This window comes from Pseudoalteromonas sp. L23, assembly GCF_021728455.1.
Lineage (GTDB): Bacteria > Pseudomonadota > Gammaproteobacteria > Enterobacterales > Alteromonadaceae > Pseudoalteromonas.
Genome location: NZ_JAKKCW010000001.1, coordinates 193,392 through 217,115, shown reverse-complemented (window position 1 = coordinate 217,115; position 23,724 = coordinate 193,392). Strand labels below are relative to the sequence as shown.

The following is a 23,724-nucleotide window of genomic DNA, read 5'->3' as shown; positions in this document are numbered from 1 at the left end:
CCAATAGAGAGGCATTTTCGTTGCTTTTTCGCTTTAGCCTTGGAGCAGCTTCATCATGGCTGCAATAAACCCTTCTTGCTTAACGATTTGGTACTTCTGACAGGAGTCAGGATTTTTCAAATCGTGGCATAAATATAGTGTATTGCGCTCAAGCGCAGGCTTTGGATGTAAGTTTGAATCGAATAGCACAGGATCTATACCAGGAAGACCAGACCAATATACACTACTAGCCACAAGGCCTAATTTTTCATAAGTAATCAGTTGTGGTTTTGGCAGGATAATAAATAAAACACCAATCACAGCAAACACTATCCACTTACCTTTACCCTTGGGTTTATCGTTATCTGTAGCTGCTTGTGTTTGAGGTGTATTTGTTTGCCGTGCTTGCGCGGTTTGTTGAGCCTTTATCGCTGCAATTTGTTGTGGCGATGGTCGACGGTTTTTTGTTGTACTAGTGCGTTTCTTTTGATTGGACTGTACTTGACCTAAAAGCGATTGTTTTTTTGATGGTTTTGCCATGCTTTAAGTAGCCTTTTAGTTGCAGGTCTCTATAATGCTTCTATGCTAAGTATAATAGCTTATTTTTACACTACAGCCTACGGGAAAGGACTATGGATCAAAACATCTCTATTTTAATCGTCGATGATGTAGGGACAGTTCGCAGCTTTTTACATCAAACCTTAATGCACTTAGGCATTGATCATGTGAGAGAAGCCTCCACTGCAACGCAATGCGTAAAGTCATGTGAAGAGCAACATTTTGATATTGTCTTTTTAGATATTGAGCTGCCCGATGGTGATGGTAAAGAGTTAATTGCAACCCTAAATGAAATAAACCCGAATATTAATGTCGTTATGGTGTCGGCACACTCAACGGTAGACAATGTTAAAGATGCGATTGAGCGCGGTGCTAAAGGTTTTGTTGTTAAGCCATTTTCGCCAAAGAAAATCGCGGCTATGCTGAAGAAGTTTTACCCAGATTTAGAATTGGTTTAAAACGGCACTGATTTTATCTTTTGATACCAAAGTATATAAATTACAGACATAAAAAAACCGACATAATGTCGGTTTTTTCAATCCAGCAACAAATTAAAGTGCTTTGATCTTAGCAACTAAACGGCTCTTATGACGAGCAGCTTTGTTTTTGTGGATTAGACCTTTAGTTGCGTAACGGTCTAGGATAGGTGCAGCAACAGCGAATGCTTGAGTTGCAGCTTCTTTATCACCAGCTTCAATTGCAGCGATTACTTTTTTGAAGTATGTACGCATCATTGAACGACGGCTTGCGTTGTGCTTACGACGCTTTTCGCTAGTGATAGCGCGTTTTTTTGCAGACTTGATGTTAGCCAAGGTTTGCTCCTAACAATCTTAAAATAAGCTTAATTTAAAGGCCGAGGAATATGCCTGTTTTAATCGCAAAAGTCAATATAAATTAACAAGCGCGGCCTAATGTTCAACACCCAAGACTCGACTTGGGCTATTCTCAATTCTTAACCTGTACAAATCAAAACGTTGCTATGCGACATTTTTACTTCTATAGCAGGCAAGTAAACCCGTAATATCCCAAGTTGCACTAATAATTTGCAAAGCGTAGCTTCACAAAGTGCCTTGAAAATCTCAGGTCTGAACCAAAGTAAACAGTCAAATTTCACAAGGTGAAACAGGCCTACCAAGGTTAATGGCGCGTATTGTATCAAAGCTGACAGGGCACGCCTAGTGCTAAATGCACAACGACTGTGGCATAATCTGCCGCGATTCACTGAATTTAGGAGTTAAGGTGGCAAAAGGGTTATTTAAATCGGGTATGATTGTCAGTGCCATGACTATGATTTCGCGGGTTCTGGGCCTCGTTCGAGATGCCGTCGTGGCAAACCTATTGGGCGCAGGATTGGCCGCCGATGTCTTTTTATTCGCCAACCGGATCCCTAATTTTTTGCGTAGGTTATTTGCAGAAGGCGCGTTTGCTCAGGCCTTTGTTCCTGTACTTTCAGAAATTAAAGAAAAGCATGGAGACGATAGAGTAAGGTTATTCGTTGCACAAGCCGCTGGGACACTCGGGACTGTATTGCTTATTGTTACTATTTTAGGGGTGATAGGCTCGCCTGTGATCGCCGCATTATTTGGCACAAGCTGGTTTCTCGACTGGTGGCAAGGTGGTGCAGATGCCGAAAAATTTGTGCTTGCAAGCGCACTATTAAAGCTCACCTTTCCTTACTTATTTTTTGTTTCATTAGTTGCACTTAGTGGGGCGGTACTGAATGTTTATAATCGCTTTGCCGCAGCGGCCTTTACGCCAGTTTTACTCAACGTGTCGATTATTGGCTGCGCTATTTTTCTCCATGATAAATTTGCACAAGGTGCGTACGCTCTAGCACTCGGTGTATTTATTGGTGGTATTGTTCAACTATTATTCCAGATCCCATTCTTGTTGCGCTTAAAAGTCTTGAGTCGCCCTCAATTTGCATGGCGGAGCCCTGAAATAACCAAAGTAAGAACTCTGATGATCCCAGCATTATTTGGTGTTTCTGTTAGCCAAATTAACTTACTACTGGATACCGTCATTGCCTCTTTTCTCGTGACGGGATCGATTGCTTGGCTTTATTATTCAGACAGATTAATTGAGTTTCCACTCGGCCTATTTGGTATCGGTATTGCGACCGTGATACTGCCTGCACTTTCTAAATTACACGCAGGAGAAAAAAGTGCAGACTTTCAGAAAACACTAGATTGGGGTGTACGTTTTGTCATCTTCTTGGGATTACCAGCGATGCTAGGGCTGATGGTGACAAGCCCACTTATTATTTCAGTATTGTTTGGACACGGTGAGTTTGTTTCTCAAAATGCAGACAATATAAATAAGGTAAGCTTAGGGGTAGCCGCATATTCCGTTGGCTTGTTAAGCTTTATGTTGATTAAAGTACTGGCGCCGGGCTTTTACGCCAGACAAGATACCAAAACGCCTGTTCGTATTGGTATTATTACCATGGCACTCAATATGGTTTTCAATCTTATCTTAGCACCGTTTATTGGTTATCTAGGCCTAGCATTGGCAACTTCATTGTCGGCGTCTTGTAATGCGTTTTTACTTTATCGTCAGCTGTCACATCAAGGTGTGTATCAGCTAAGCGCATTTTCTCTTGGTTTTACTGCCAAATGCTTTATTTCAGCGGCCATGATGGCAGCATGCGTATACTTTCTCGGCGCCCGCTTTGAATGGCTAGAGTGGGGACTGATGGAGCAGGTGCTATTACTTTGCGGATTATTAGTAACCGCAATGGTGAGCTATTTTAGTTTACTATTTATACTAGGGGTAAGATTGAGCACAATCCGAGATGCTTGATTCGCATTTTTAAGCAACTTGGGTATAATCGGGCTCTTTGATATTTGCTGCACAAAGGCACGGCACTATGCAACTAATCCGAGGGATCCATAATATTCGACCACATCATTTTGGTTGTGTGTTGACGATTGGAAACTTTGACGGGGTTCATCTTGGACATGTAGAGGTTTTGAAGGGGCTGATTAGCGACGCAAAACACTATCAACTTCCAAGCACAGTGATGTTATTTGAACCGCAGCCCTTGGAGTTTTTTGCCAAAGATAAAGCACCGGCTAGGCTGACGCGATTACGTGATAAGCTAGTCCTGTTGCAAGAGCTTGGCATAGAGCGAGTCATTTGCGTCAATTTTAATCGCAAATTTGCCTCGCAAGATGCAGAGCAATTTATCAAAGAAGTCCTAGTGACAAAGCTTGGAACCAAGGCGCTCACGGTCGGCGATGATTTTCGTTTTGGCCGTGAACGTGCTGGTGATTTTGCAATGTTAAAGCAAGTAGGCGAACCGCTAGGTATGCAAGTAAAAGACACGGCAAGTTTTCGCAAGCAAGATTGTCGTGTAAGTAGCACGTTGATCCGCACGGCACTTGCGGCTGGTGATTTGCGTCAAGCACATGATATGTTGGGCCATACCTATGCCATTTCAGGCCGTGTTATTCACGGTTGGAAGAAAGGCAGAGAGCTTGGTTTCCATACTGCAAATATTGCCTTAAAACGCCAAGTGAGCCCTGTGCGCGGTGTGTATGCGGTCAAAGCGACTGTGAATCACAAAACACATTATGGTGTAGCAAATGTTGGCACTAAGCCAACCCTAAACGGAACGAAAGCCCTTTTAGAGGTGCATCTGTTTAATTTTAATGAGACCATCTACGGTCAGTTTATGAAAGTGGAGCTAATTGAAAAGCTTCGCGATGAGCAAAAATTCGAAACATTGTCGCAGTTAACAGAACAAATCAGTCGTGATGTTAGCAATGCAAAACAGTGTTTTTCTTTAACGTAGCCGATACGGAAAGTAGGATAAATGAGCGACTACAAACATACTTTAAATCTACCGGAAACCGAGTTTCCGATGCGTGGTAATTTGGCGCAACGCGAACCAAAGATGCTGAAAAAATGGTATGAAGAAGACCTATACGGTCAAATTCGCATTGCGAAAAAAGGTAAAAAGCCATTTATTTTGCATGACGGTCCTCCGTATGCAAATGGTGATATTCACCTAGGTCACTCAGTAAACAAAATCCTAAAAGATATTATTATTAAGTCAAAAACGCTTTCTGATTTTGATGCACCTTACGTACCTGGTTGGGACTGTCATGGTCTTCCAATTGAGCTACAGGTGGAAAAGAAAGTAGGCAAACCAGGTAAGAAAGTATCGGCTGCTGAATTCCGTGAAAAGTGCCGCGACTATGCTAAAAAGCAAGTTGATGGCCAAAAAACAGATTTCAAACGCCTTGGTGTGTTAGGTGACTGGGATAAGCCATACTTAACCATGAACTTTGATTTTGAAGCCAATGCTATTCGTGTGCTTGGTCGTATTATCAAAAATGGTCACCTGCACAAAGGTGCAAAGCCAGTTCACTGGTGTACGGATTGTGGTTCAGCGCTTGCAGAAGCGGAAGTTGAATACCAAGACAAACAATCGCCAGCAATCGACGTAAAATTTGTGTTTGCTGATCAAGCGGCAATCATTGGTGCGTTTGGCTTGGCCGAAGGCCATGAAGGCAAGGGCGAAGTAAGTACCGCAATTTGGACTACAACGCCTTGGACATTACCAGCAAACCGCGCTGTGGCAGTACACGGCGCGCTAGAGTATGCGCTGGTACAAATTGAAGATGAAGGTCAAGAGCAGCGTATTGTGCTTGGTTCTGAATTAGTAAAAGACGCTGTTGATCGTTTTGGATTCAAGCACTTCCACGTACTAGGTTACGCGAAAGGCGCTGCACTTGAGAATCTGCGCGTTGCACACCCATTCTTAGATTTCGATGTGCCTGTTATTTTAGGTGAGCACGTAACAACAGACTCAGGTACTGGTATCGTTCACACAGCACCTGGTCACGGTCAAGAAGACTTTGCAGCGGGTCAGGCTTACGGTCTAGAAGTTGCTAACCCTGTTGGTGCAAATGGTGTTTATCTACCAGATACGCCGATTTTTGCAGGTCAGCACGTATTTAAAGCAAATGACAGCATCATTGAGTTATTAACTGAGAAAGGTGTGTTGTTCCGTCATAAGGCGCTAACGCATAGTTACCCTCATTGCTGGCGTCACAAAACTCCTATTATTTTCCGTGCGACGCCACAATGGTTCGTCAGCATGGATCAGGCTAACCTACGTGCTGATTCACTGAATGAAATCAAAAAGACAGAATGGTTACCAGAGTGGGGTGAAAGCCGCATCGCAAACATGGTTGAAGGTCGCCCTGACTGGTGTATTTCACGTCAGCGTACTTGGGGTGTACCAATCGCATTATTTGTCGATAAAGACACCGGTAGCCTACATCCTGAAACGGAAGCCCTTATTGAAGCCGTTGCTAAATTAGTGGAAGAAAAGGGTATTCAGGCGTGGTACGACTTAGAGCCTAGCGCGCTATTAAGTGAAGCAGATGCTCAACAGTACGTAAAAGTACAAGATACGCTAGACGTATGGTTTGACTCAGGTGTAACGCATGCGTGTGTTGTTGATGCACGCGAAGATTTAACAGGTCCTGCAGATCTTTACCTTGAAGGCTCGGATCAGCACCGTGGTTGGTTTATGTCATCAATGATGACTTCAGTTGCTATCAATGGTCATGCACCTTATAAGCAAGTGTTAACGCACGGCTTCACGGTCGATGAAAAAGGCCACAAGATGTCTAAGTCATTAGGCAACGTGATCTCGCCGCAAGACATCATGAACAAACTAGGTGCAGATATTTTACGTTTATGGGTAGCTTCTACCGATTATACGGCCGAAATGACTGTGTCTGATGAAATCTTTAAGCGCTCAGCTGACCGTTATCGTCGTATTCGTAACACAAGTCGTTATCTACTTGCGAACCTAAGCGGCTTTGATCCAAAAACGAATTTAGTAGCAATTGAAGATATGGTTGAGCTAGATCGCTGGATTGTTGCGCGTGCTGCACAGCTACAAACTGAGATCAAAACAGCGTACGACAAGTATCAAATGCTTCAAGTAACACAGAAGCTTATGAATTTCTGTACTGGTGAATTGGGCTCGTTCTATCTAGACGTGATTAAAGACCGTCAGTACACGGCGAAAAGTGATAGCCATGCCCGTCGTTCTTGTCAATCAGCGCTTTATCATATCGCCGAAGCGATGACACGTTGGATGGCGCCAATCATGAGCTTTACTGCACAAGAAATCTGGGAAGTATTACCAGGTGAGCGTGGCCAGTTTGTATTCACGGATACTTGGTATGATGCAATTGAAGGGGCGACAGAAGGCTCGTTAAATAACGAGTACTGGCAAAACCTACTGGCGGTACGTGATGAAGTAAACCGTGTACTCGAGAATGCACGTAAAGAAGAAGTGATCGGTGCGACGCTACAGGCTGAAGTAACGCTATATACTGGCGGTGACTTAGCTGAGCAGCTCAATGCCATTGGCGACGAATTGCGCTTCGTTTTACTAACTTCGAAAGCAACGGTAGAAGTAGTCAACAACAAACCAGAAAATGCAATTTCATCAGAAATTGATGGTTTATACATTAGTGTAGCGGCAACATCGGCTAAAAAATGTGATCGTTGTTGGCACTATACGGACGACGTAGGTAAGAATGAGCAACATGCAGATATCTGTGGCCGTTGTATTAGTAACGTTGAAGGTGACGGCGAGCAGCGTCAATTCGCCTAGGAGTAAAACGTGACACAAACTACACAGAAAAGTGGTCTGGTGTGGTTGTGGCTTAGTCTACTGCTTTTTGCAGTAGACTATTTCACCAAAGCACTGGTTATGGCTGAAATGGAACTCTATGAGTCCATAGATATTTTGCCTATATTCAATCTCACCTATATGCATAACTATGGTGCGGCTTTTAGCTTCTTAAGTGAAGCTGGTGGCTGGCAGCGTTACTTTTTAAGTGGCATTGCCGTTGCTATTAGCACTTTATTGATTTTTTGGCTTCGTAAATTGCCAGCATCAAATTGGAAGTTGGGATTAGCTTATGCGCTGGTATTAGGTGGTGCGGTAGGAAATTTATACGACCGCATTATTCATGGTTATGTGATTGACTTCCTACATTTCTATTATCAGGATTGGCACTATCCAGCGTTTAATGTCGCAGACATAGCCATTGTCGGCGGTGCTGCCCTATTAATTTTCGATGCCTTTACCAGTGGCGATAAACCACAGGAGAAAAATGCGTGAGTGAGCAACTAATTGGAGCAAAGTCTGAAGTCTTGTTCCATTTTTCAATCAAGTTATCAGACGGTTCAGCAGCAGATTCTACCAAAGTTCATAATAAACCCGCTAAGTTGTTTATGGGTGATGGCAGCCTGACGGAAAATTTTGAAAAGTGTTTGCTTGGATTAAAAGCGGGCGATGAGAAATCTTTTGAGCTAGAGCCAGAAGACGCGTTTGGACAACCAAATCCTGACAATATCTACTATGTTGATAGAAGCAAATTTGGCGCAGAAACCCCCGCTCAAGTAGGTAGCATCATTGCATTTACGCAACCAGATGGTACTGACTTACCTGGATTGATCCGAGAAGTAGCTGGCGACTCGGTAACTGTCGATTTCAATCACCCGCTTGCAGGCCAAAAAGTAACGTTTGAAGTTGAAATTCTTGAGGTAAATAACTAATGGATATCTTGCTGGCAAACCCGAGAGGATTCTGTGCAGGTGTAGATAGAGCGATTAGCATTGTTGAGCGTGCACTCGATATTTTCGAAGCGCCTATTTACGTTCGCCATGAAGTTGTTCATAACAAATATGTTGTTGATGGTCTGAAGTCTCGTGGTGCGGTATTCGTTGAAGAGCTAAATGAAGTGCCAGACGACAGTATTGTTATTTTCAGCGCGCATGGTGTTTCTCAGCAAGTACGTAATGAAGCGAAGCGCCGAGAGTTAAAAGTCTTTGATGCAACTTGTCCGTTAGTGACAAAGGTGCATATGGAAGTGACGCGTGCTAGCCGCAGAGGTACTGAGTGTATTTTGATTGGGCACCATGGGCACCCTGAAGTTGAGGGTACTATGGGTCAGTATGACAATCCGAATGGTGGTATTTATCTCGTTGAAAAACCAGAGGATGTAGCAGCACTCGAAGTGAAAGATGCTGACAATGTGTTCTATTGCAGTCAAACAACATTATCGGTAGATGACACTGCGGATGTAATTGACGCACTGCGTAGCAAGTTTCCGAACATCAGTGGTCCTCGAAAAGATGATATCTGTTATGCTACGCAAAACCGCCAAGATGCAGTTCGCGACTTAGCTGACAAAGTTGATTTGTTGCTTGTGGTTGGGGCGAAAAATAGCTCGAACTCTAACCGCTTGAGAGAACTTGCAGATAAAATGGGCACCAAGGCGTTTCTTATCGATGATGCATCTTCTATCGAAGAAACTTGGTTCGATGGGGTTGCAAAGGTAGGTGTAACTGCCGGCGCATCTGCACCTGAAGTGTTGGTTCAACAGGTTATCACTCGACTTAAAGAACTTGGTGGGGAAACGGTAGTTGAGAACCCAGGACAAGAAGAAAATGTCGTGTTTGCCGTACCAGTAGAACTCAGATAAGAGAGTTAGCACGATGACACCGCGTATCAGGTTGTTGTCTGCACTATTGAGTGAGCGAGGTGTGCTAGCATTGCTAGTTGCCTCGCAAATCCTCGCCTTTTTATATACGCTGATTTCCGCGACTGCGTTTTGGCAATCCCTTGGATTAAGCAGCTTATTTATTCATTTCACTGCCTTTTTATCACTTGCCGTGATAGCGATTGTGCGCCACGCTGTTGAGAAGCGCTCAGATCTAGTTGAAGCAGGTATTCTCATTTCTGTCTTCGTGCTTTGTACTGTTGTCACTAGTACGGCTTTTCCCTATGGTTTTACACTGCTCGGTTGGATTGATGAGGCAAAAATTGAATTGAGCTTATGGCGTAACATCGCAATATGTCTTTGCATTATCACACTTTTCGCGCATTTCTTAGCTATCTTTACCGATAATATTCGTAAGGTGAAAGCGCTATCTCAAGCGGAACTTGAAGCGTTACATGCGAGAATTCGGCCGCACTTTTTATATAACTCACTCAATACCGTGGCCGAATTGACTCATATCGATCCAACTGCAGCAGAAAAGTCAGCATTAGCCCTTGCCGATTTATCTCGCGCTGCGATGTCCACACAAAATATTGTTCCGCTAGAAAGTGAAATATCTTTATGCAAAGCGTATTTAGCACTTGAGCAGTGGCGCTTTGCAGAGCGTTTGAGGGTAGAGTGGGAATTAGACAATGTCTTGGGAGATGTTTTGATCCCTGCGTTGATATTACAGCCATTGGTGGAGAACGCGGTTAGCCATGGGGTAGAGCCAAACCCAAATGGAGCGGATATTCGTATTCATATTCACTGTAGTAAACGCACCTTAACGGTGGTAATTTTTAACAGCTATGACGCAAAATTAAAGCCGACGCACCAAGGGCATGGCATTGGGATAAGTAACATCAGACGCCGCTTGGCTTTACACTACAATCAGCCAATTGATTTTAAAACCGAAGCCAGTCAAGATAGCTATACCGTCAGTTTTTCGCTACCGCTATGAAAACAGTAATATCTTACCTTATTGTGGATGATGAGCCGTTGGCAAGAGCTCGCGTTAAACGATTAATGCAAAAGCACGCAAGCTTTCGTTGTATCGGTGAAGTTGACTGCGCTGACGGTGTGGAAGCGCTACTAAATCAGGAGCCTGTACAGCTAATTTTTCTTGATATTTCGATGCCGGGTCAGTCAGGTGTTGAGCTTGCGAGTCAATTACGCCTGCAATTTCCGAGGATGAAAATCGTGTTTCTAACGGCGCATCCGGAATATGCGTTAGAAGCATTTGAACTGCACGCCAATGGTTATTTAGTGAAGCCACTAGATAGTGATAAGCTAGATGCTTTATTGACTACTATCTTTCCGAGTATGGAGACGCTCAGCTATTACGTTGGCAGTGAGTTGCGTTACGTTCAGGTTTCGGATGTTATTGTTGCCGAGGCGGATGAAAAATATACGCGAATAACCTTGAATTCCGGCCTACAAGCATTAATTGACATGTCACTCAAGTCACTGTTAGATAAGTTTCCAACACATTTTATTCAAATCCATCGCAGTACATTAGTTAAGCGAACAGAAATTTCGGCTTTAGAACTACATGAACAAAAGCACTATGTTTGCCTCAAGTCGCTGCCCAATCGCTATGAAGTTAGCCGTAGAGCTTACACCCAACTAAAAACATTATTTTGAGTGTTAAGCTAAGCGGTGAATAAACCGTTTATCGCCTCAATAGACCTTTCATACTATCCCGTATTGAGTTTCAAAGACGACTGCTTACACTGAAGCTAGGACAATTGAATTCTGGTTGAGATATGCATATTTCGCTAAAGCAACATGGCTTCACACTGTTAGAAGTGCTTATTGCGTTTATGATTTTAAGCTTTGGGCTGCTTGGTGCTGTGGCATTACAAGCAAAAGCTAAGCAGGCAAGTTTTGATTCTATGCAGCGAGCAGCAGCGGTCGAGCTTGCCAGTGACATTATGCATCGTATTCGTAGTAATGATGCGGCAAATATAACCACACTTTACGATGTTGACTTTAATAGTACCGAAGACGTACAGGCAAACACCACGTGTTATACACAGCGCTGTAATGCAGAAACGCTTGCGAAAACAGATATTGCTAATTGGCGTCAAGCGATAAGAGCAAGGGAAAATACAGGCTCATTGGATAACGCGGTAGTGTGTATTAACCCCACCTCCGTTGCCGGTGATACATCAGGGGTAAATGTACAGGTCATTGTCACTTGGCGAGGTCGTCAAGCCATGACAGCCCTTGCGAATAATCCCGCGGGAGATTGTGGCACGGTTGATGATAGACGCAGAGCAGTAGTTATGGACACATTTGTTTTAATTAGGAGTGAGCCATGAAAAGGATGTTAGGGTTTACTTTATTAGAAATAATGATCGCCATGTTCATTGGTGTAATGTTATTGGCAGGTGTTATAGCAACATACATAGGTATGAAGGCGACCACCAATGACACGATGCAAATTGGAGAATTACAAGAAAAGGGTCGCTTGGCTCTATCAATAATGCGCCGTGATATTGAGCAAGTAGGTTTCTGGGGAACTTTTTACGACAAGGGTTTCACTGCTACTAATCAAAATGCACCGGCAAACCCTGGGAACGATTGTTCTGGCGGACCTAACAACGGAAGTTTCCCTAACAATGACCCAACAAATTTTAGGCCTATATGGGCAACAGTCACAAATGGTGCATCAGCACTAGGGTGTATCTCTCGAGCTGTGCCTCAGTCTGAGGTGTTGCAAATGAAATTTCTTGAAGGTAACCCTGTAGGTATCACGGGATTAGTTCCGAATGCAGGGGAGGTACAGAAGACTAGGTACTATTTTATTGCACAGCAGGAGCAAGCAGAGTTTATTGCTGGTAATAGCATTGTCGATATGCCAAGTGTAAATGCCACATTATGGCCCTATAGCCATCATGTTTACTATGTGAGTGAAGAAGAGCAAGTTATCAATAATCGTACGATTACTGTTCCAGTGTTGAGGCGGAAGAGGCTATTAATTAGCGGTGGAATGGTTGATGAGCTAGTGATTGAAGGTGTTGAACAGATACGGTTTGTGTTTGGTTTAGATACCGACTATGACGGCCGCGTAGACAGATACAGGCATACTGCGAATATGTCTGAGGCTGATTGGAGCGGAACACGAGGCATTTTGTCTTTGCAGCTGTTTGTTTTAGTTAGAGTATTACAGCCTGATGCAGATTTCGGGGTGCAAAAGCGAACATATTATCTTGGTAATGATCCTGCTCGTCGAGAGCTAACTTATACAGATGCGGTTCGCAGAACGGTTTTCTCAACCACGATTTCGATGTACAACATGGGAGGCTCAGCATGGGAAATGTAAAGCAACGAGGTGTAGTGCTGATCATGGCGATGGTGATGGTGGTTGCTGTTATGGCGGTTGCAGTGACTTTAATGAGCACAAGTACCTTGGATATTAAAATGACGCATGCGGTGATGGAACGAGAAGAAGCCGAGAGCTTACTGTTTGGTGAAATGCAGAGATTAATACGACAAGAGCAGCGAGCCCCCAATAATGTGTTTTTACGCTCACGGCAGCAGCTAGCAGACGATGGGGCAACAGTACAAACACCCAATGGCTTACAAGCGACCGTAACGAACTTAAACAATGGAGAGCTTGAGTTATTTTGTCCTCGGCAATTTGATTACACGGATGGATTCGTCTGTAACATGACGGAAGTCCAGGCGACGGTGGATTACGGCGATAGAGGTCGTCACAATGTAACTATTGTGATGGGTATTGGGCAAGAAATAGTCAGTGTTTCAAATTAATTATAGACTTCTTCGGATATAAATTATGAAAAAGTTATTTTGTATTTTAATTACTTGGTCCGCGTTGACACAAATCGCTCAGGCCGAAGATATCGAGCTTTACGTTAAACATAATGTCTCTACCCGTGAGCAGCCCAGAGTATTAATGTTATTTGATACATCGGGCAGTATGGCGTGGGACTCACAAAATGGTAAGGCGTGTTATGAGCGTTACTCATATCGCGTGTGGACTGGCTGGCGTTATGAAACACGTTATGGATACCGAGAAACAGAGTGCTTTAACGGTAGTAACTGTTATCAAGCAAATGAGTACAATCAAGCTGTACAGGGCTGTGCTGATAGCCGCCTCAAAGTTGCGCAAAACGCGATGCGTAAACTGGTGAGAGACAACGCAGATATCCAATTTGGTTTATCTCGCCTATATTCTTCAAGTGGCGGTTATATATTAAATGGTATTGGTAGTAGTAGTGATGACATTGTAGAAAAAATAAATGCATTACCAGCGTCTGGCTCAACGCCGTTATCTGAAACCTTATGGGAGTTGTATAACTACCTTAAAGGTGGAGATGTCTACTGGGGCGAAAACGGTGGAAACGATAGAGATAAGAGTATAGAGCGTCGTGGTAATTATATCTCCGCGTTTACTCCAGCCCGTGGCGCGGATGAACGCTGCGATACCTCAATTAATTTAATTTTAATGACAGATGGAGATCCAACCAGTGACACTAGCTCAAACAATAGCATAGTGAATGAATATTTTTCAGTCTATGGCTCTTATCCCAATTACTTTGATATAAATGAAGGTTCTGGTGTCACTAAAAATTATTTACCCGCATTAGCTAAAACAATGCGCGGTACGTCTCAAGTTAAAGTTGACTTATATCCTTCTACACCTGATGAACACGATTTTGCACGGGTCTTCACGATTGGTTTTGGTAATGGTATGTCGGGTACAGGCATAGATCTGCTTAAAGAAACCGCGACGCAAGGTGGTGGGCAATATCTTCATGCGCATACCGCAAACGACTTGTCGGACGTGCTCAAAACCACGATTACCAATATCAGAAATGTGAGTGCAAGCTTTAGTTCACCAACCGTGTCTGCCAACGCACAAGACCCGACACAAACTGGAAACGCTTTATACTACACTCAGTTTAAGCCGGAAACTCATACTCGCTGGCGCGGTAACCTTAAAAAATTAAAATTTGAAAATAAAAAAGTGGTGGGCCAAGAAGGTACCCCCGCGATAGATGAAAAAGGCGCAATCTCAAACAGTATTACCACCTTTTGGTCAGCTGGAGGCTCGAAGGATGGCAATAATATTGAAAAGGGTGGTGTTAACTACGCTTTGGAAAATCAACTAACGAGAAAAGTGCTGTCGGATTTTGACGGCGGCTCGTTAGTTGAATTTACTTATGATAATGCAGAGAGTGTATACGGTGGCCGAACACAATTAGCGGATGCGATGGGCCTAAGTGGTGCCAGTAAAAGCCAGTTACAAGAAGTCTTCAACTGGGTAATTGGCAAAGATGTAGATGATGACGATGGAGATGGTTTTTCTTCGGATAGAAGAGCCGATATATTTGCAGATCCGCTTCATTCAAAGCCAGCATCAATTGACTATGGGAATGGTGACGTTCGCATCTTAGTAGGCACCAATGCTGGTGTGTTACACATGTTCAAAGACAATGGTAACAGTGTAAGCGAAAGTTGGGCATTTATTCCGAAGTCGCTTTTATCTATCTTAAACCCAGTGAAAACGGAAAAAGCAGAAACCAAGTTATATGGCATGGATGGCCCAATTACTGTCTATTTTCATGATATCAATAAAAACCGAAAAGTAGAGTCTGGTGACAAGGTGTGGGCCTTTGTTGGTATGCGCCGTGGTGGAAACAAGTACTATGGTTTCGATATCACTAACCCTGATTCGCCATCATTACTTTGGGGTGGGCCTATTTCTGGTGATTCAAATAAGTTTAAAGATTTGGGACAAACGTGGTCTAAGCCTGTCGTCAGCTTTATTGAAAAGCAAAAGAATAGACCCGTATTGATTTTTGCTGCAGGTTATAACACCAACAAGGATAATGTATCGCGCTCAGTCGATGAGAATAACAAAGGTGTTGGTATTTACATGGTCGATATCATGTCAAACAATGCTGATATCGTTTGGTCGCTTACTGGAGATGCGTTTAAGGGGGAGCATAGCATCGTTGCGCAACCTGCATTGACGGATTCGGACTACGATGGCTTTAGCGACCGAATATATTTAGCGGATACCGCAGGCAGTATATGGCGAATAGATATGCCTGGACCAAACCCTAATGATCCTACGGAGCCGTGGACACACTTTGAGCTTGCACAACTGGGTAGTACAGCCGCTGATCAGGATAGACGTTTTTTCTATAAACCTACGATAGCAAGAACCTTCTATAGCCAAGTAACGAAAACTATCTTTGGCACAGGAAAAGATGATTATCGAATGGATAGAAAAGATACGCCGTTTGATGCCATTGTAATAGGGAGCGGCAATCGCGCAAAGCCAATAGATTCAAGCGTAACAGATTATCTCTTTATGGTTAGGGATATGAATACCAAGACAAAATCCTTTGTTGAGGATATCCCGGAACCGATAGTAATCAGCGATTTAATGGAAATGAAAGATGATCCTTTTGGTAATGCGGTAAATGACTTGGAAAAATTCGTTAAAGAAGAGGCTAAGCTGGCTCAATTTAAAGGTTGGAAGTATCAATTGTCTGGTGGAGAAAAGTCGCTAGCAGAATCAACAGTGATTGGTGGGGTCGCTTATTTTACGTCATTTACCCCAGCAGACCAGACTACTCAGCAATGTACGCTCACAGGCGGTAAGGGGCAGCTCTATATGTTTCACCTACACTATGGAACAGGAAAAACCTATATTACATCACAAGACTTACCAGATAAGCCCTCGATCATAGTAAGAGACAATATTGTGTATATTCCAGGTCCTGGGATTGAAGCAGGACCTGATGCAAGTACTCCTTTTGCACCACCGAGTATTCCTAGTGAACCAGTACCTTCTAAAGAGCCGGTCGAAATATTCACAATCAAAAGTACAAAGATAAAGACTAAACAGCTTTATATCTATAAGAGAGAAGATAGCGATGAGAAAGGGAAAGATGAATAGAAATAACTCCGCAGGTTGTTTAGTCGAAAGAGGGTTTACCTTAATTGAAGTAATGATAGTGGTGGTGATCATCGGTATTCTCTCTGCGATTGCGTACCCTAATTACACTGAGTATGTGAGAAGAGGGGCAAGGGCTGATGCCATGACTTTGTTACTTGACGCCGCGAATAAGCAAGAGCAGTTTTTTGTTGATAATAGAGTTTACAGCGATAATCTAGCGGCAATCGGTGTAGCGACGGCAACAGAAAATGGTTATTTCAATGTAACACTTGAAAACGTTACTGCAGATACCTTTAGAATCGTTGCAACAGCCGCAGCAGGGCCGGTTCGAGGCGATGAACAGTGCCCAGCTTTAACTATTGATGAACTTGGGGTTCGTGGTGTGACTGGGACAACGGATCAAGACGCTATAGATAGGTGCTGGGAACGTTAATTTTCGGGGGGAGTAGCTAACTCCCCTTTGTATTCATACTAACTATCCCCGAGCTTAGGTTATTTACTTTTGACACTCATCAGTATCTTTTAGAGTGCTTCTCCCAGTGTAGCTAACTGACAACGACAACCCCACGGTAGAACTTGCGTTACAATAGACAAAAGTACCGTTATAGAGTCCCGCGAGATGGCCAAAGCGGCGAAATATAATGGCGTTTCTTGGGTAGGTGAGTTTGTCACCTGAGTCTACTGAGTCCACAACCGCTAATTTATAATCATCGCCTGAAAACTCACCTTGGGGGCGGTAGTCGATAAAAACCGTTAACTGAGTGTGCCACTCTTTGTCGTCGCAGCGATTGTTTTTCAGTGGGCATAAAGTAACGGTTGCACCGCTTGCAACAGCCTGAATACGAGCAAAATTGATGGCTCGCCGCAATGCTTCAAGTTTCATTTTTGGTTTATCAAAATGAAATAAAGCCGTAAGACTGGGAAGAGAAAATAAACTGACGATGGTGATAATCGCCAAACACACTAAAGATTCCAATAGGGAAAAACCCATGTGACGATGCATATCCTTTGCCTCGTATTATATTTTCTTTAAGCCTAGTCGTTTATATATTAAAGGCAAGATTGGCACTTCGAGATATTAGTATTTTTGTGGCTATTCACAGGTATCTGTCGTATTCCCTCGGTATAATGCTGTGCCGGCAGTTGAAACACTCAATTGCTGATTGTTGTCGTCACTACCAGGACAATAGGTAAAATTACCAGCGCTTGAACCACTCAAGAGTCCACTTGAATCAAACCTCAGACGATTGTCACCAGAGAATACCATAGTGTCGTTATCGTCTACGACCTCCATCGTACGATGGATAGTATCACCATTACTAAATGTGCCATTTTTATCTCTGTCAACAAACACGCTAATTCTGTTCGTTGCCCAATTATCTTGGCAAGTAAATGCGGTTCTAGCTTGAATATTTGCTGGTGGGGCCGGGCAGAGAATGACAATTTCGTCTGCGGCGGTTGCTTTTACACGAGCAAAAGCGATATTGCGCTGTAATTCTTGTAAGAAGGACTCTGCTCGGTTGCGTTGCAGCAGGTTGCCATCAAAGCTAAATGAAATGGCCAATACGATAGCCAATATAGCGATGGTTATCATCAGTTCTAGTAGATTGAATCCTGCTGATTGTTTCATTACCGCCTCACAACCAAAAAGTAATAATTTATGATTAATATTATTGCGTGAAATCACCTCAACTTTCAATGTCTTTGTTTGCCTTGGGCAAGCGGATTGTCTAAAATCGACGCTATACCAAAGGAATCGAGATAGTCATGAAGAAAATAGAAGCAATAATTAAACCGTTTAAACTTGATGATGTCCGAGAAGCGCTTTCGGATGTGGGGATCACAGGTATGACGGTATGTGAAGTAAAAGGTTTTGGTCGTCAGAAAGGTCATACTGAGTTATATCGCGGTGCTGAATATATGGTAGATTTCTTGCCTAAAGTAAAGCTTGATATTGTTACCGCAGATGAAGACGTTGACAGAGCCATTGAAGTTATCCTAAAAACTGCGCAAACGGGCAAAATTGGTGACGGTAAAATCTTTGTGACCGATGTTGAGCGTGTGGTTCGGATCCGTACAGGTGAAGAGGACGAAGAAGCGATTTAATACGCTGTTAAGTCAAATGCTTACCTTTTAAGGCTGCTTACCTTCTATTATGGGCAGCCTAGTTCCTTCCTTATTCAACTAGAATCAAATAAAACACGCTGACGGCTGATGTCTATGTACAGAAAACAAGTATTTTTTACTGCTGTAGGATGCTTGAAGGCGAGTACTGCTGGGAGAGAAGTCACGACATCGGTGATATCGTGACTTAGCACTCTATTTATTTGTTACGTGCGTTAACCGATTTGGCTTTTTTCACGTTATCTGCAAGGTCTGGCAGGCCGAGTTTGCGGTAGCTTTTTTCCATAATGTCAAAAGCTTGGGTCAGATAACTACTTTGAGAGTAGTGCTCTACTACATATTTACCACGGTTTGCTGCGGCAAGATATGCTTCACGCTCGAAGTAATATTCAGCGACTCTCAGTTCGTAACGAGCCATTTTGTTTAGTAACCATACTAAGCGTTTTTTAGCCTCTGGTGCATACGGACTGTTTGGATAGTTTTTAACTAACGTGGTTAAATCCTGAAAAGCAACGCGGGTGCGATTGGCATCGCGGTCGGCTCTGTCGACACCAAAATATTCTTGGAATGCGTTTTCGTCAGCTTTAATACTTACCAGGCCTCGCATGTAGTACATGTAGTCTAGGTCTTTATGATTTGGATTTAAGCGAATAAAACGATCAATAGTGGCAAGAGCTTGGTCAGTGTTACCTGTTTGATAATATGCATAGACTAAGTCCATTTGAACTTGTCTTGCATAAGGGCCAAACGGGTAACGAGCATTAATCGCGCCCAATAATTCAATGGCACGGGCATATAAACCTGAATCTAATGTTTGTTTAGCATCTTCATAAAGCGCTTGGGCGGATTTGTTTGGTACGCGTTCAATATCTTCTTGTTCTGGTGCGGATGAACAGGCTGCCAAACCCAAAACAGACGCGGCTAACGCCAGCCTAAAGGCGTGTGTCCTTAAGTTTTTAATCATTTTATTTTACTACCTTTGTTTTCTTCGGCTAGGCCAACTCGGCAAAACCGAGTAAACTATGCATTAATACGATTCTAACCCAGTCGAGCACGGCTTGCACTGGTAAATTAGGTAAAGTTTCAGATGTCAGAGCAAATTTCCCTCCAAGCGGAGGTTCCAGTCGAACTCGGTGGTAAACGTCTAGACCAAATATTGGCGCAATTGTTCCCGGATTTTTCTCGTTCAAGAATAAAAACTTGGATCCTTGAAGATAAAGTCACCGTAGATGGCGAAGTATTCAACACCCCTCGTGAAAAGTTACTTGGTGGTGAAAGTGTCGCTATCGAGACGGTTATCGAAGCACAACGTGAATACGAAGCGCAAGATATAGAGTTAGACATTGTTTACGAAGATGATGATATTCTTGTGATAAACAAGCCGATGGGGCTGGTGGTTCACCCTGGTGCCGGTAACCCAGATGGCACTGTGTTAAATGCTCTACTGCACCATCACCCAGAAATCATTAACGTGCCTCGTGCTGGTATCGTACACCGTCTAGACAAAGACACGACTGGTCTAATGGTCGTAGCGAAAACTATTCAAGCACAAACGCACTTGGTGAAGAATCTGCAAGCGCGTGAAAACTTCACACGTGAATACGAAGCTGTCTGTAATGGCACGATGACCGCAGGTGGCATGATTGAAAAGCCAATCGGTCGTCACGCAACCAAGCGTACACATATGGCAGTACATGAGATGGGTAAGCCAGCTATCACTCATTACCGTGTTGCTGAAAAGTTCAGAGCACACACGCGATTGCGCCTGCGCCTAGAAACCGGTAGAACGCACCAAATTCGTGTACACATGGCGTATTTAAATCACCCACTAATTGGCGATCAGCTCTATGGCGGCCGTCCTCGTCCACCAAGAAATGCGACTCAAGGATTAACCGAACAATTAAGAGAGTTTAAACGTCAGGCATTGCATGCTATAAAATTGAGTATCGCTCACCCTATTACTGGCGAGAAGATGACATGGGAAGCGCCTGTGCCTGAAGATATGATTAAGTTGGTGGCAGCGCTCAGAGAAGATACCAAAGAAAACCCGGATTTAACGTTATAAGATGCAACTTGCTCAGTGGCCATTAACCCAATTCGTTGGGACATTATCAACAACGCGTAAGGGCGGTGTTTCAGCGCCGCCGTATGATAGCTTCAATCTAGCCTTTCATGTTGGTGATAATGCTGAACATGTAGCCGAAAACCGTCGAATTTTACATGGTTATGTGGCCAACCCGATTGTATGGCTTGAGCAAGTACATGGCGCAGAAGTGGTGGTGGTCGACGAGCAGTTTGAAATCGCACAGGTCCATCAAGCCGATGCCTTATACACTCGATTGCGTCAAATACCACTGGCTATCATGACAGCAGACTGCTTACCCATTCTGCTTGCATCAAAAGATGGTGAAGAGGTGGCCGCTATCCATGGTGGTTGGAAGCCTCTTGCGGCTGGAATTATCTCGCAAACACTGGCTAAGTTTAACTGTGCACCTGAAGAGATCTGTGTATGGTTTGGCCCTGCGATTGGGCCTAGAGCATTCGAGGTGGGCGAAGACGTAGTAGAGGCTTTTGAGGCGCAACGAAATACGGCATTTGTTGCCAAAAAAGACGGTAAATATCTTGCGGATATTTTCGAGCTTGCACAATCGTTACTACGCGAGCAAGGTGTAAAAAATTTTTACGGCGATAAACACTGTACAGTAACTATGTCCGAGCAGTATTTTTCCTATCGTAGAGACAAAACAACGGGCCGTATGGCAACTTTGATTTGGCGCAAATAATCAGGGTAAATTATTACTTTTACGCTTGATCTTCGTTCAGTTAATACCCATAAATAAGGTAATTCGATATTTTATATGGGTAAATAAATCATGCGTTTAGATAGATTTACAAGCAAGTTCCAAGCTGCGCTTTCTGATGCGCAGTCATTAGCGCTTGGGCGCGATCACCAATTTATTGAACCTGTTCATTTAATGTATGCTTTGCTCCAACAGAGCGGCTCGAGTGTGCGCGCATTATTAGCACAAGCAGGTGTGAGCGCCGACGAGCTTAATACTAAGTTGTCACAAGCCATTGAAAAGCTATTTAAAGTAGAAGGTGTAGGTGGTGATGTACAGCTTTCAAATAACCTTATTTCACTGATCAATCTGTGTGATAAATATACACAAAAGCGTAAAGATAAATATATCTCCAGCGAGTTATTTGTTTTTGCTGCGTGCGAAGATAAAGGCCCATTAGGCGAGATTTTCAAAGCGCTTAACATCACCCAGCCAAAGATCGAGCAAGCCATTAAGGCTATTCGAGGGGGTCAAAAAGTGGATGACCCTAATGCTGAAGACACTCGCCAAGCTCTTGAGAAATTTACCATCGATCTCACTGAGCGTGCTGAGCAAGGTAAGCTTGATCCTGTTATTGGCCGTGACGACGAAATTCGCCGCACTATTCAAGTGCTACAGCGCCGTACTAAAAACAACCCTGTACTTATCGGTGAACCGGGCGTTGGTAAAACCGCCATCGTTGAGGGGCTCGCGCAGCGTATTATCAACGGTGAAGTTCCTGAAGGTTTGAAAAGTAAGCGCGTACTATCGCTAGATATGGGCGCATTGGTGGCAGGAGCCAAATACCGTGGTGAATTTGAAGAGCGCCTAAAGTCGGTATTGAACGAGCTGGCTAAAGAAGAAGGTCAAGTTATTCTCTTTATTGATGAAATCCATACTATGGTAGGGGCTGGCAAGACCGACGGTGCAATGGATGCAGGTAACATGCTAAAACCCGCACTTGCTCGTGGTGAGCTTCACTGTGTGGGGGCGACCACGCTCGATGAATATCGTCAGTATATTGAAAAGGATGCGGCACTTGAGCGTCGTTTCCAAAAAGTATTTGTTGCAGAGCCAACCGTAGAGGACACCATCGCGATTCTACGTGGCTTAAAAGAGCGTTACGAGTTGCACCATTCAGTGGATATTACCGATCCCGCGATTGTCGCTGCGGCTAATTTATCACATCGTTATATCTCAGATCGGCAGCTTCCAGATAAAGCTATCGATTTGATAGACGAAGCAGGGTCTTCAATTCGGCTGCAAATTGACTCAAAGCCGGAGCAATTAGACAGACTAGAGCGCCGTATTATCCAACTAAAATTGGAAGATAACGCGCTGGCAAAAGAGAAAGATGAAGCGAGTCAAAAGCGTCGCACTGAGATGCAAACGCTCATTAATGAATTAGAAGCTGAGTATCGAGAGCTTGATGAAGTGTGGAATGCCGAAAAAGCCTCACTACAAGGCACACAAGTGATTAAGGCTGAGCTTGAGCAAGCGCGTTTAGATCTAGAAGTCGCGCGTCGAGCAAGTGACTTGCAACGTATGTCCGAACTACAATATGGTCGGATCCCTGAGCTTGAGCGAAAACTAGACCTTGCTTCTCAGGCTGAAATGCAGGAAATGAGTCTTTTAAAAAATCAGGTCGGTGAAGATGAAATTGCAGAAATTTTATCGCGCTGGACTGGGATCCCAGTCGCAAAAATGCTTCAAGGTGAGCGTGAAAAGTTACTGCAAATGGAAGACGAGCTTCACAAAAAAGTGATTGGTCAAGACGAAGCCGTTAATGCGGTTGCCAACGCTATCCGTCGCTCGCGAGCCGGGCTTGCAGACCCAAATCGCCCAATTGGTTCGTTTTTGTTCTTAGGTCCAACAGGGGTCGGTAAAACGGAGCTGACCAAAGCGTTAGCCAACTTTATGTTTGATACAGAAGACGCCATGGTGCGCATTGATATGTCCGAGTTTATGGAAAAACACTCAGTTGCGCGCTTGGTTGGTGCACCTCCTGGCTATGTTGGCTACGAGGAAGGCGGCTATTTGACAGAAGCGGTAAGGCGTCGTCCTTATTCTGTGATTTTGCTTGATGAAGTGGAAAAAGCGCATCCAGATGTATTTAATATCTTATTGCAGGTCTTGGACGATGGTCGCTTGACTGATGGTCAAGGTCGCACGGTTGATTTTAAAAATGCGGTGATCATCATGACCTCGAACTTAGGGTCGGATGTCATTCAAGAGCAAGCAGGAAATAACGACTACGCGACACTCAAGGAGCGTGTTATGGCCGTGCTCGCAAGTCAGTTTAGACCTGAATTTATTAACCGCATTGATGAAACTGTGGTGTTCCACCCGCTTATCAATGAACATATTAAAGAAATTGCGAGTATCCAGTTAGACAGATTAAGTAAACGCTTGACTGAAAAAGGCTTTGCGCTTGAGCTCAGTGACGCCGCGCTTGATAAAATCGCTGCAAGCGGGTTTGATCCTGTATATGGTGCCCGCCCTCTAAAACGAGCAGTGCAACAATACATTGAAAACCCGTTGGCGCAGGACTTGTTACAAGGGAAGTTTGTGACTGGAGATACCATTAAAGTCGAGGTTGTCGACGACCAGATAGTGTTCAATCACTAATATGGCTAAACGCTCTTACAGCCATACTGTAAGAGCGTTTTTCTTTCCCATACTGTAAATTTCTTCAAACTCTTTACCCTTTCGCGTATTCTAC

At 43.7% G+C, this 23,724-nt stretch carries 23 protein-coding genes; 18 read left to right on the top strand and 5 right to left on the bottom strand.

The genetic code is table 11. From position 1 onward, the window contains the following. Nucleotides 1-33: 33 nt before the first annotated feature. Complete coding sequence (locus tag L3V43_RS00985) at nt 34-519, bottom strand: hypothetical protein (protein ID WP_102057192.1); 486 nt, start codon at nt 517-519, stop codon at nt 34-36. A 92-nt stretch (nt 520-611) separates the two neighbouring features. On the opposite strand from L3V43_RS00985, the gene L3V43_RS00980 reads away from it, so the two are divergent. Then, nucleotides 612-995, top strand: a complete 384-nt coding sequence (locus L3V43_RS00980) for a response regulator (RefSeq protein ID WP_010370975.1) — start codon at nt 612-614, stop codon at nt 993-995. Between the two features lie 93 nt (nt 996-1,088). Here L3V43_RS00980 and rpsT read toward each other — a convergent pair whose 3' ends face one another. Continuing rightward, on the bottom strand, nt 1,089-1,349 hold the full coding sequence (gene rpsT, locus L3V43_RS00975) for a 30S ribosomal protein S20 (protein WP_010370978.1): 261 nt from the start codon (nt 1,347-1,349) through the stop codon (nt 1,089-1,091). A 427-nt stretch (nt 1,350-1,776) separates the two neighbouring features. Here rpsT and murJ point away from each other — a divergent pair, with 427 nt between their 5' ends. The 13 genes from murJ (at nt 1,777) to L3V43_RS00910 (ending at nt 16,492) form a co-directional block, all read left to right on the top strand. Continuing rightward, the gene (gene murJ, locus L3V43_RS00970; protein WP_010606666.1) at nt 1,777-3,339 is read left to right on the top strand and encodes a murein biosynthesis integral membrane protein MurJ; all 1,563 of its coding nucleotides are present in this window, start codon (nt 1,777-1,779) and stop codon (nt 3,337-3,339) included. 67 nt (nt 3,340-3,406) lie between these two features. Then, nucleotides 3,407-4,333 (top strand): bifunctional riboflavin kinase/FAD synthetase, encoded by a 927-nt coding sequence (gene ribF, locus L3V43_RS00965; RefSeq protein WP_174169977.1) that lies wholly within the window; start codon nt 3,407-3,409, stop codon nt 4,331-4,333. Between the two features lie 21 nt (nt 4,334-4,354). Further along, entirely contained in the window at nt 4,355-7,183 is a 2,829-nt protein-coding gene (gene ileS / locus L3V43_RS00960; protein WP_237115886.1) for an isoleucine--tRNA ligase, read from the top strand. 9 nt (nt 7,184-7,192) lie between these two features. Then, complete coding sequence (lspA, locus tag L3V43_RS00955; protein WP_237115887.1) at nt 7,193-7,696, top strand: signal peptidase II; 504 nt, start codon at nt 7,193-7,195, stop codon at nt 7,694-7,696. After that, on the top strand, nt 7,693-8,133 hold the full coding sequence (gene fkpB, locus L3V43_RS00950; RefSeq protein ID WP_010370993.1) for an FKBP-type peptidyl-prolyl cis-trans isomerase: 441 nt from the start codon (nt 7,693-7,695) through the stop codon (nt 8,131-8,133). Before lspA ends, fkpB begins: the two co-directional genes overlap by 4 nt. Beyond that, nucleotides 8,133-9,062, top strand: coding sequence for a 4-hydroxy-3-methylbut-2-enyl diphosphate reductase (gene ispH / locus L3V43_RS00945; protein WP_039496951.1), 930 nt, complete (start codon nt 8,133-8,135; stop codon nt 9,060-9,062). Before fkpB ends, ispH begins: the two co-directional genes overlap by 1 nt. A 13-nt stretch (nt 9,063-9,075) precedes the next feature. Next, entirely contained in the window at nt 9,076-10,080 is a 1,005-nt protein-coding gene (locus L3V43_RS00940) for a histidine kinase (protein ID WP_237115888.1), read from the top strand. Then, the gene (locus L3V43_RS00935) at nt 10,077-10,763 is read left to right on the top strand and encodes a LytTR family DNA-binding domain-containing protein (protein WP_237115889.1); all 687 of its coding nucleotides are present in this window, start codon (nt 10,077-10,079) and stop codon (nt 10,761-10,763) included. The genes L3V43_RS00940 and L3V43_RS00935 overlap by 4 nt, the downstream gene beginning before the upstream one ends. A gap of 122 nt (nt 10,764-10,885) precedes the next feature. After that, entirely contained in the window at nt 10,886-11,443 is a 558-nt protein-coding gene (pilV, locus tag L3V43_RS00930) for a type IV pilus modification protein PilV (RefSeq protein ID WP_237115890.1), read from the top strand. Beyond that, on the top strand, nt 11,440-12,447 hold the full coding sequence (locus L3V43_RS00925) for a PilW family protein (protein WP_235366649.1): 1,008 nt from the start codon (nt 11,440-11,442) through the stop codon (nt 12,445-12,447). Before pilV ends, L3V43_RS00925 begins: the two co-directional genes overlap by 4 nt. Further along, a complete protein-coding gene (locus L3V43_RS00920; RefSeq protein ID WP_010606674.1) occupies nt 12,435-12,896 on the top strand; it encodes a hypothetical protein in 462 nt (153 codons plus the stop codon). The genes L3V43_RS00925 and L3V43_RS00920 overlap by 13 nt, the downstream gene beginning before the upstream one ends. A 25-nt stretch (nt 12,897-12,921) precedes the next feature. Beyond that, on the top strand, nt 12,922-16,059 hold the full coding sequence (locus tag L3V43_RS00915; RefSeq protein WP_237115891.1) for a PilC/PilY family type IV pilus protein: 3,138 nt from the start codon (nt 12,922-12,924) through the stop codon (nt 16,057-16,059). Beyond that, the gene (locus L3V43_RS00910) at nt 16,052-16,492 is read left to right on the top strand and encodes a type IV pilin protein (RefSeq protein WP_102057183.1); all 441 of its coding nucleotides are present in this window, start codon (nt 16,052-16,054) and stop codon (nt 16,490-16,492) included. The genes L3V43_RS00915 and L3V43_RS00910 overlap by 8 nt, the downstream gene beginning before the upstream one ends. A 63-nt stretch (nt 16,493-16,555) precedes the next feature. On the opposite strand, the gene L3V43_RS00905 is transcribed toward L3V43_RS00910, so the two are convergent. Further along, nucleotides 16,556-17,062: a GspH/FimT family pseudopilin gene (locus L3V43_RS00905; RefSeq protein WP_237115892.1), complete on the bottom strand. Its 507-nt coding sequence runs from the start codon at nt 17,060-17,062 to the stop codon at nt 16,556-16,558. Nucleotides 17,063-17,152: 90 nt separating this feature from the next. Continuing rightward, the gene (locus tag L3V43_RS00900) at nt 17,153-17,758 is read right to left on the bottom strand and encodes a GspH/FimT family pseudopilin (RefSeq protein ID WP_323054426.1); all 606 of its coding nucleotides are present in this window, start codon (nt 17,756-17,758) and stop codon (nt 17,153-17,155) included. Between the two features lie 68 nt (nt 17,759-17,826). Between L3V43_RS00900 and glnB the strand changes: the two genes are divergently transcribed. Next, nucleotides 17,827-18,165, top strand: coding sequence for a nitrogen regulatory protein P-II (gene glnB, locus L3V43_RS00895; RefSeq protein ID WP_010371023.1), 339 nt, complete (start codon nt 17,827-17,829; stop codon nt 18,163-18,165). Nucleotides 18,166-18,382: 217 nt separating this feature from the next. Here glnB and L3V43_RS00890 read toward each other — a convergent pair whose 3' ends face one another. Further along, entirely contained in the window at nt 18,383-19,147 is a 765-nt protein-coding gene (locus tag L3V43_RS00890; protein WP_010371025.1) for an outer membrane protein assembly factor BamD, read from the bottom strand. A 123-nt stretch (nt 19,148-19,270) separates the two neighbouring features. Here L3V43_RS00890 and rluD point away from each other — a divergent pair, with 123 nt between their 5' ends. The 3 genes from rluD (at nt 19,271) to clpB (ending at nt 23,630) form a co-directional block, all read left to right on the top strand. Continuing rightward, on the top strand, nt 19,271-20,248 hold the full coding sequence (gene rluD / locus L3V43_RS00885; protein WP_010371027.1) for a 23S rRNA pseudouridine(1911/1915/1917) synthase RluD: 978 nt from the start codon (nt 19,271-19,273) through the stop codon (nt 20,246-20,248). Nucleotide 20,249: 1 nt separating this feature from the next. Continuing rightward, the gene (pgeF, locus tag L3V43_RS00880; protein WP_237115894.1) at nt 20,250-20,966 is read left to right on the top strand and encodes a peptidoglycan editing factor PgeF; all 717 of its coding nucleotides are present in this window, start codon (nt 20,250-20,252) and stop codon (nt 20,964-20,966) included. A gap of 90 nt (nt 20,967-21,056) precedes the next feature. After that, nucleotides 21,057-23,630, top strand: a complete 2,574-nt coding sequence (gene clpB, locus L3V43_RS00875; RefSeq protein WP_237115895.1) for an ATP-dependent chaperone ClpB — start codon at nt 21,057-21,059, stop codon at nt 23,628-23,630. Nucleotides 23,631-23,724 lie beyond the last annotated feature (94 nt).

Excerpts from the sequence above, each read along its gene's own strand:
- L3V43_RS00985 (WP_102057192.1), bottom strand. The coding sequence starts at position 519 with ATGGCAAAACCATCAAAAAAACAATCGCTTTTAGGTCAAGTACAGTCC.
- L3V43_RS00980 (WP_010370975.1), top strand. The coding sequence starts at position 612 with ATGGATCAAAACATCTCTATTTTAATCGTCGATGATGTAGGGACAGTT.
- ribF (WP_174169977.1), top strand. The coding sequence starts at position 3,407 with ATGCAACTAATCCGAGGGATCCATAATATTCGACCACATCATTTTGGT.
- ileS (WP_237115886.1), top strand. The coding sequence starts at position 4,355 with ATGAGCGACTACAAACATACTTTAAATCTACCGGAAACCGAGTTTCCG.
- ispH (WP_039496951.1), top strand. The coding sequence starts at position 8,133 with ATGGATATCTTGCTGGCAAACCCGAGAGGATTCTGTGCAGGTGTAGAT.
- L3V43_RS00940 (WP_237115888.1), top strand. The coding sequence starts at position 9,076 with ATGACACCGCGTATCAGGTTGTTGTCTGCACTATTGAGTGAGCGAGGT.
- L3V43_RS00935 (WP_237115889.1), top strand. The coding sequence starts at position 10,077 with ATGAAAACAGTAATATCTTACCTTATTGTGGATGATGAGCCGTTGGCA.
- pilV (WP_237115890.1), top strand. The coding sequence starts at position 10,886 with ATGCATATTTCGCTAAAGCAACATGGCTTCACACTGTTAGAAGTGCTT.
- L3V43_RS00925 (WP_235366649.1), top strand. The coding sequence starts at position 11,440 with ATGAAAAGGATGTTAGGGTTTACTTTATTAGAAATAATGATCGCCATG.
- L3V43_RS00920 (WP_010606674.1), top strand. The coding sequence starts at position 12,435 with ATGGGAAATGTAAAGCAACGAGGTGTAGTGCTGATCATGGCGATGGTG.
- L3V43_RS00915 (WP_237115891.1), top strand. The coding sequence starts at position 12,922 with ATGAAAAAGTTATTTTGTATTTTAATTACTTGGTCCGCGTTGACACAA.
- L3V43_RS00910 (WP_102057183.1), top strand. The coding sequence starts at position 16,052 with ATGAATAGAAATAACTCCGCAGGTTGTTTAGTCGAAAGAGGGTTTACC.
- L3V43_RS00905 (WP_237115892.1), bottom strand. The coding sequence starts at position 17,062 with ATGCATCGTCACATGGGTTTTTCCCTATTGGAATCTTTAGTGTGTTTG.
- glnB (WP_010371023.1), top strand. The coding sequence starts at position 17,827 with ATGAAGAAAATAGAAGCAATAATTAAACCGTTTAAACTTGATGATGTC.
- L3V43_RS00890 (WP_010371025.1), bottom strand. The coding sequence starts at position 19,147 with ATGATTAAAAACTTAAGGACACACGCCTTTAGGCTGGCGTTAGCCGCG.
- rluD (WP_010371027.1), top strand. The coding sequence starts at position 19,271 with ATGTCAGAGCAAATTTCCCTCCAAGCGGAGGTTCCAGTCGAACTCGGT.
- pgeF (WP_237115894.1), top strand. The coding sequence starts at position 20,250 with ATGCAACTTGCTCAGTGGCCATTAACCCAATTCGTTGGGACATTATCA.
- clpB (WP_237115895.1), top strand. The coding sequence starts at position 21,057 with ATGCGTTTAGATAGATTTACAAGCAAGTTCCAAGCTGCGCTTTCTGAT.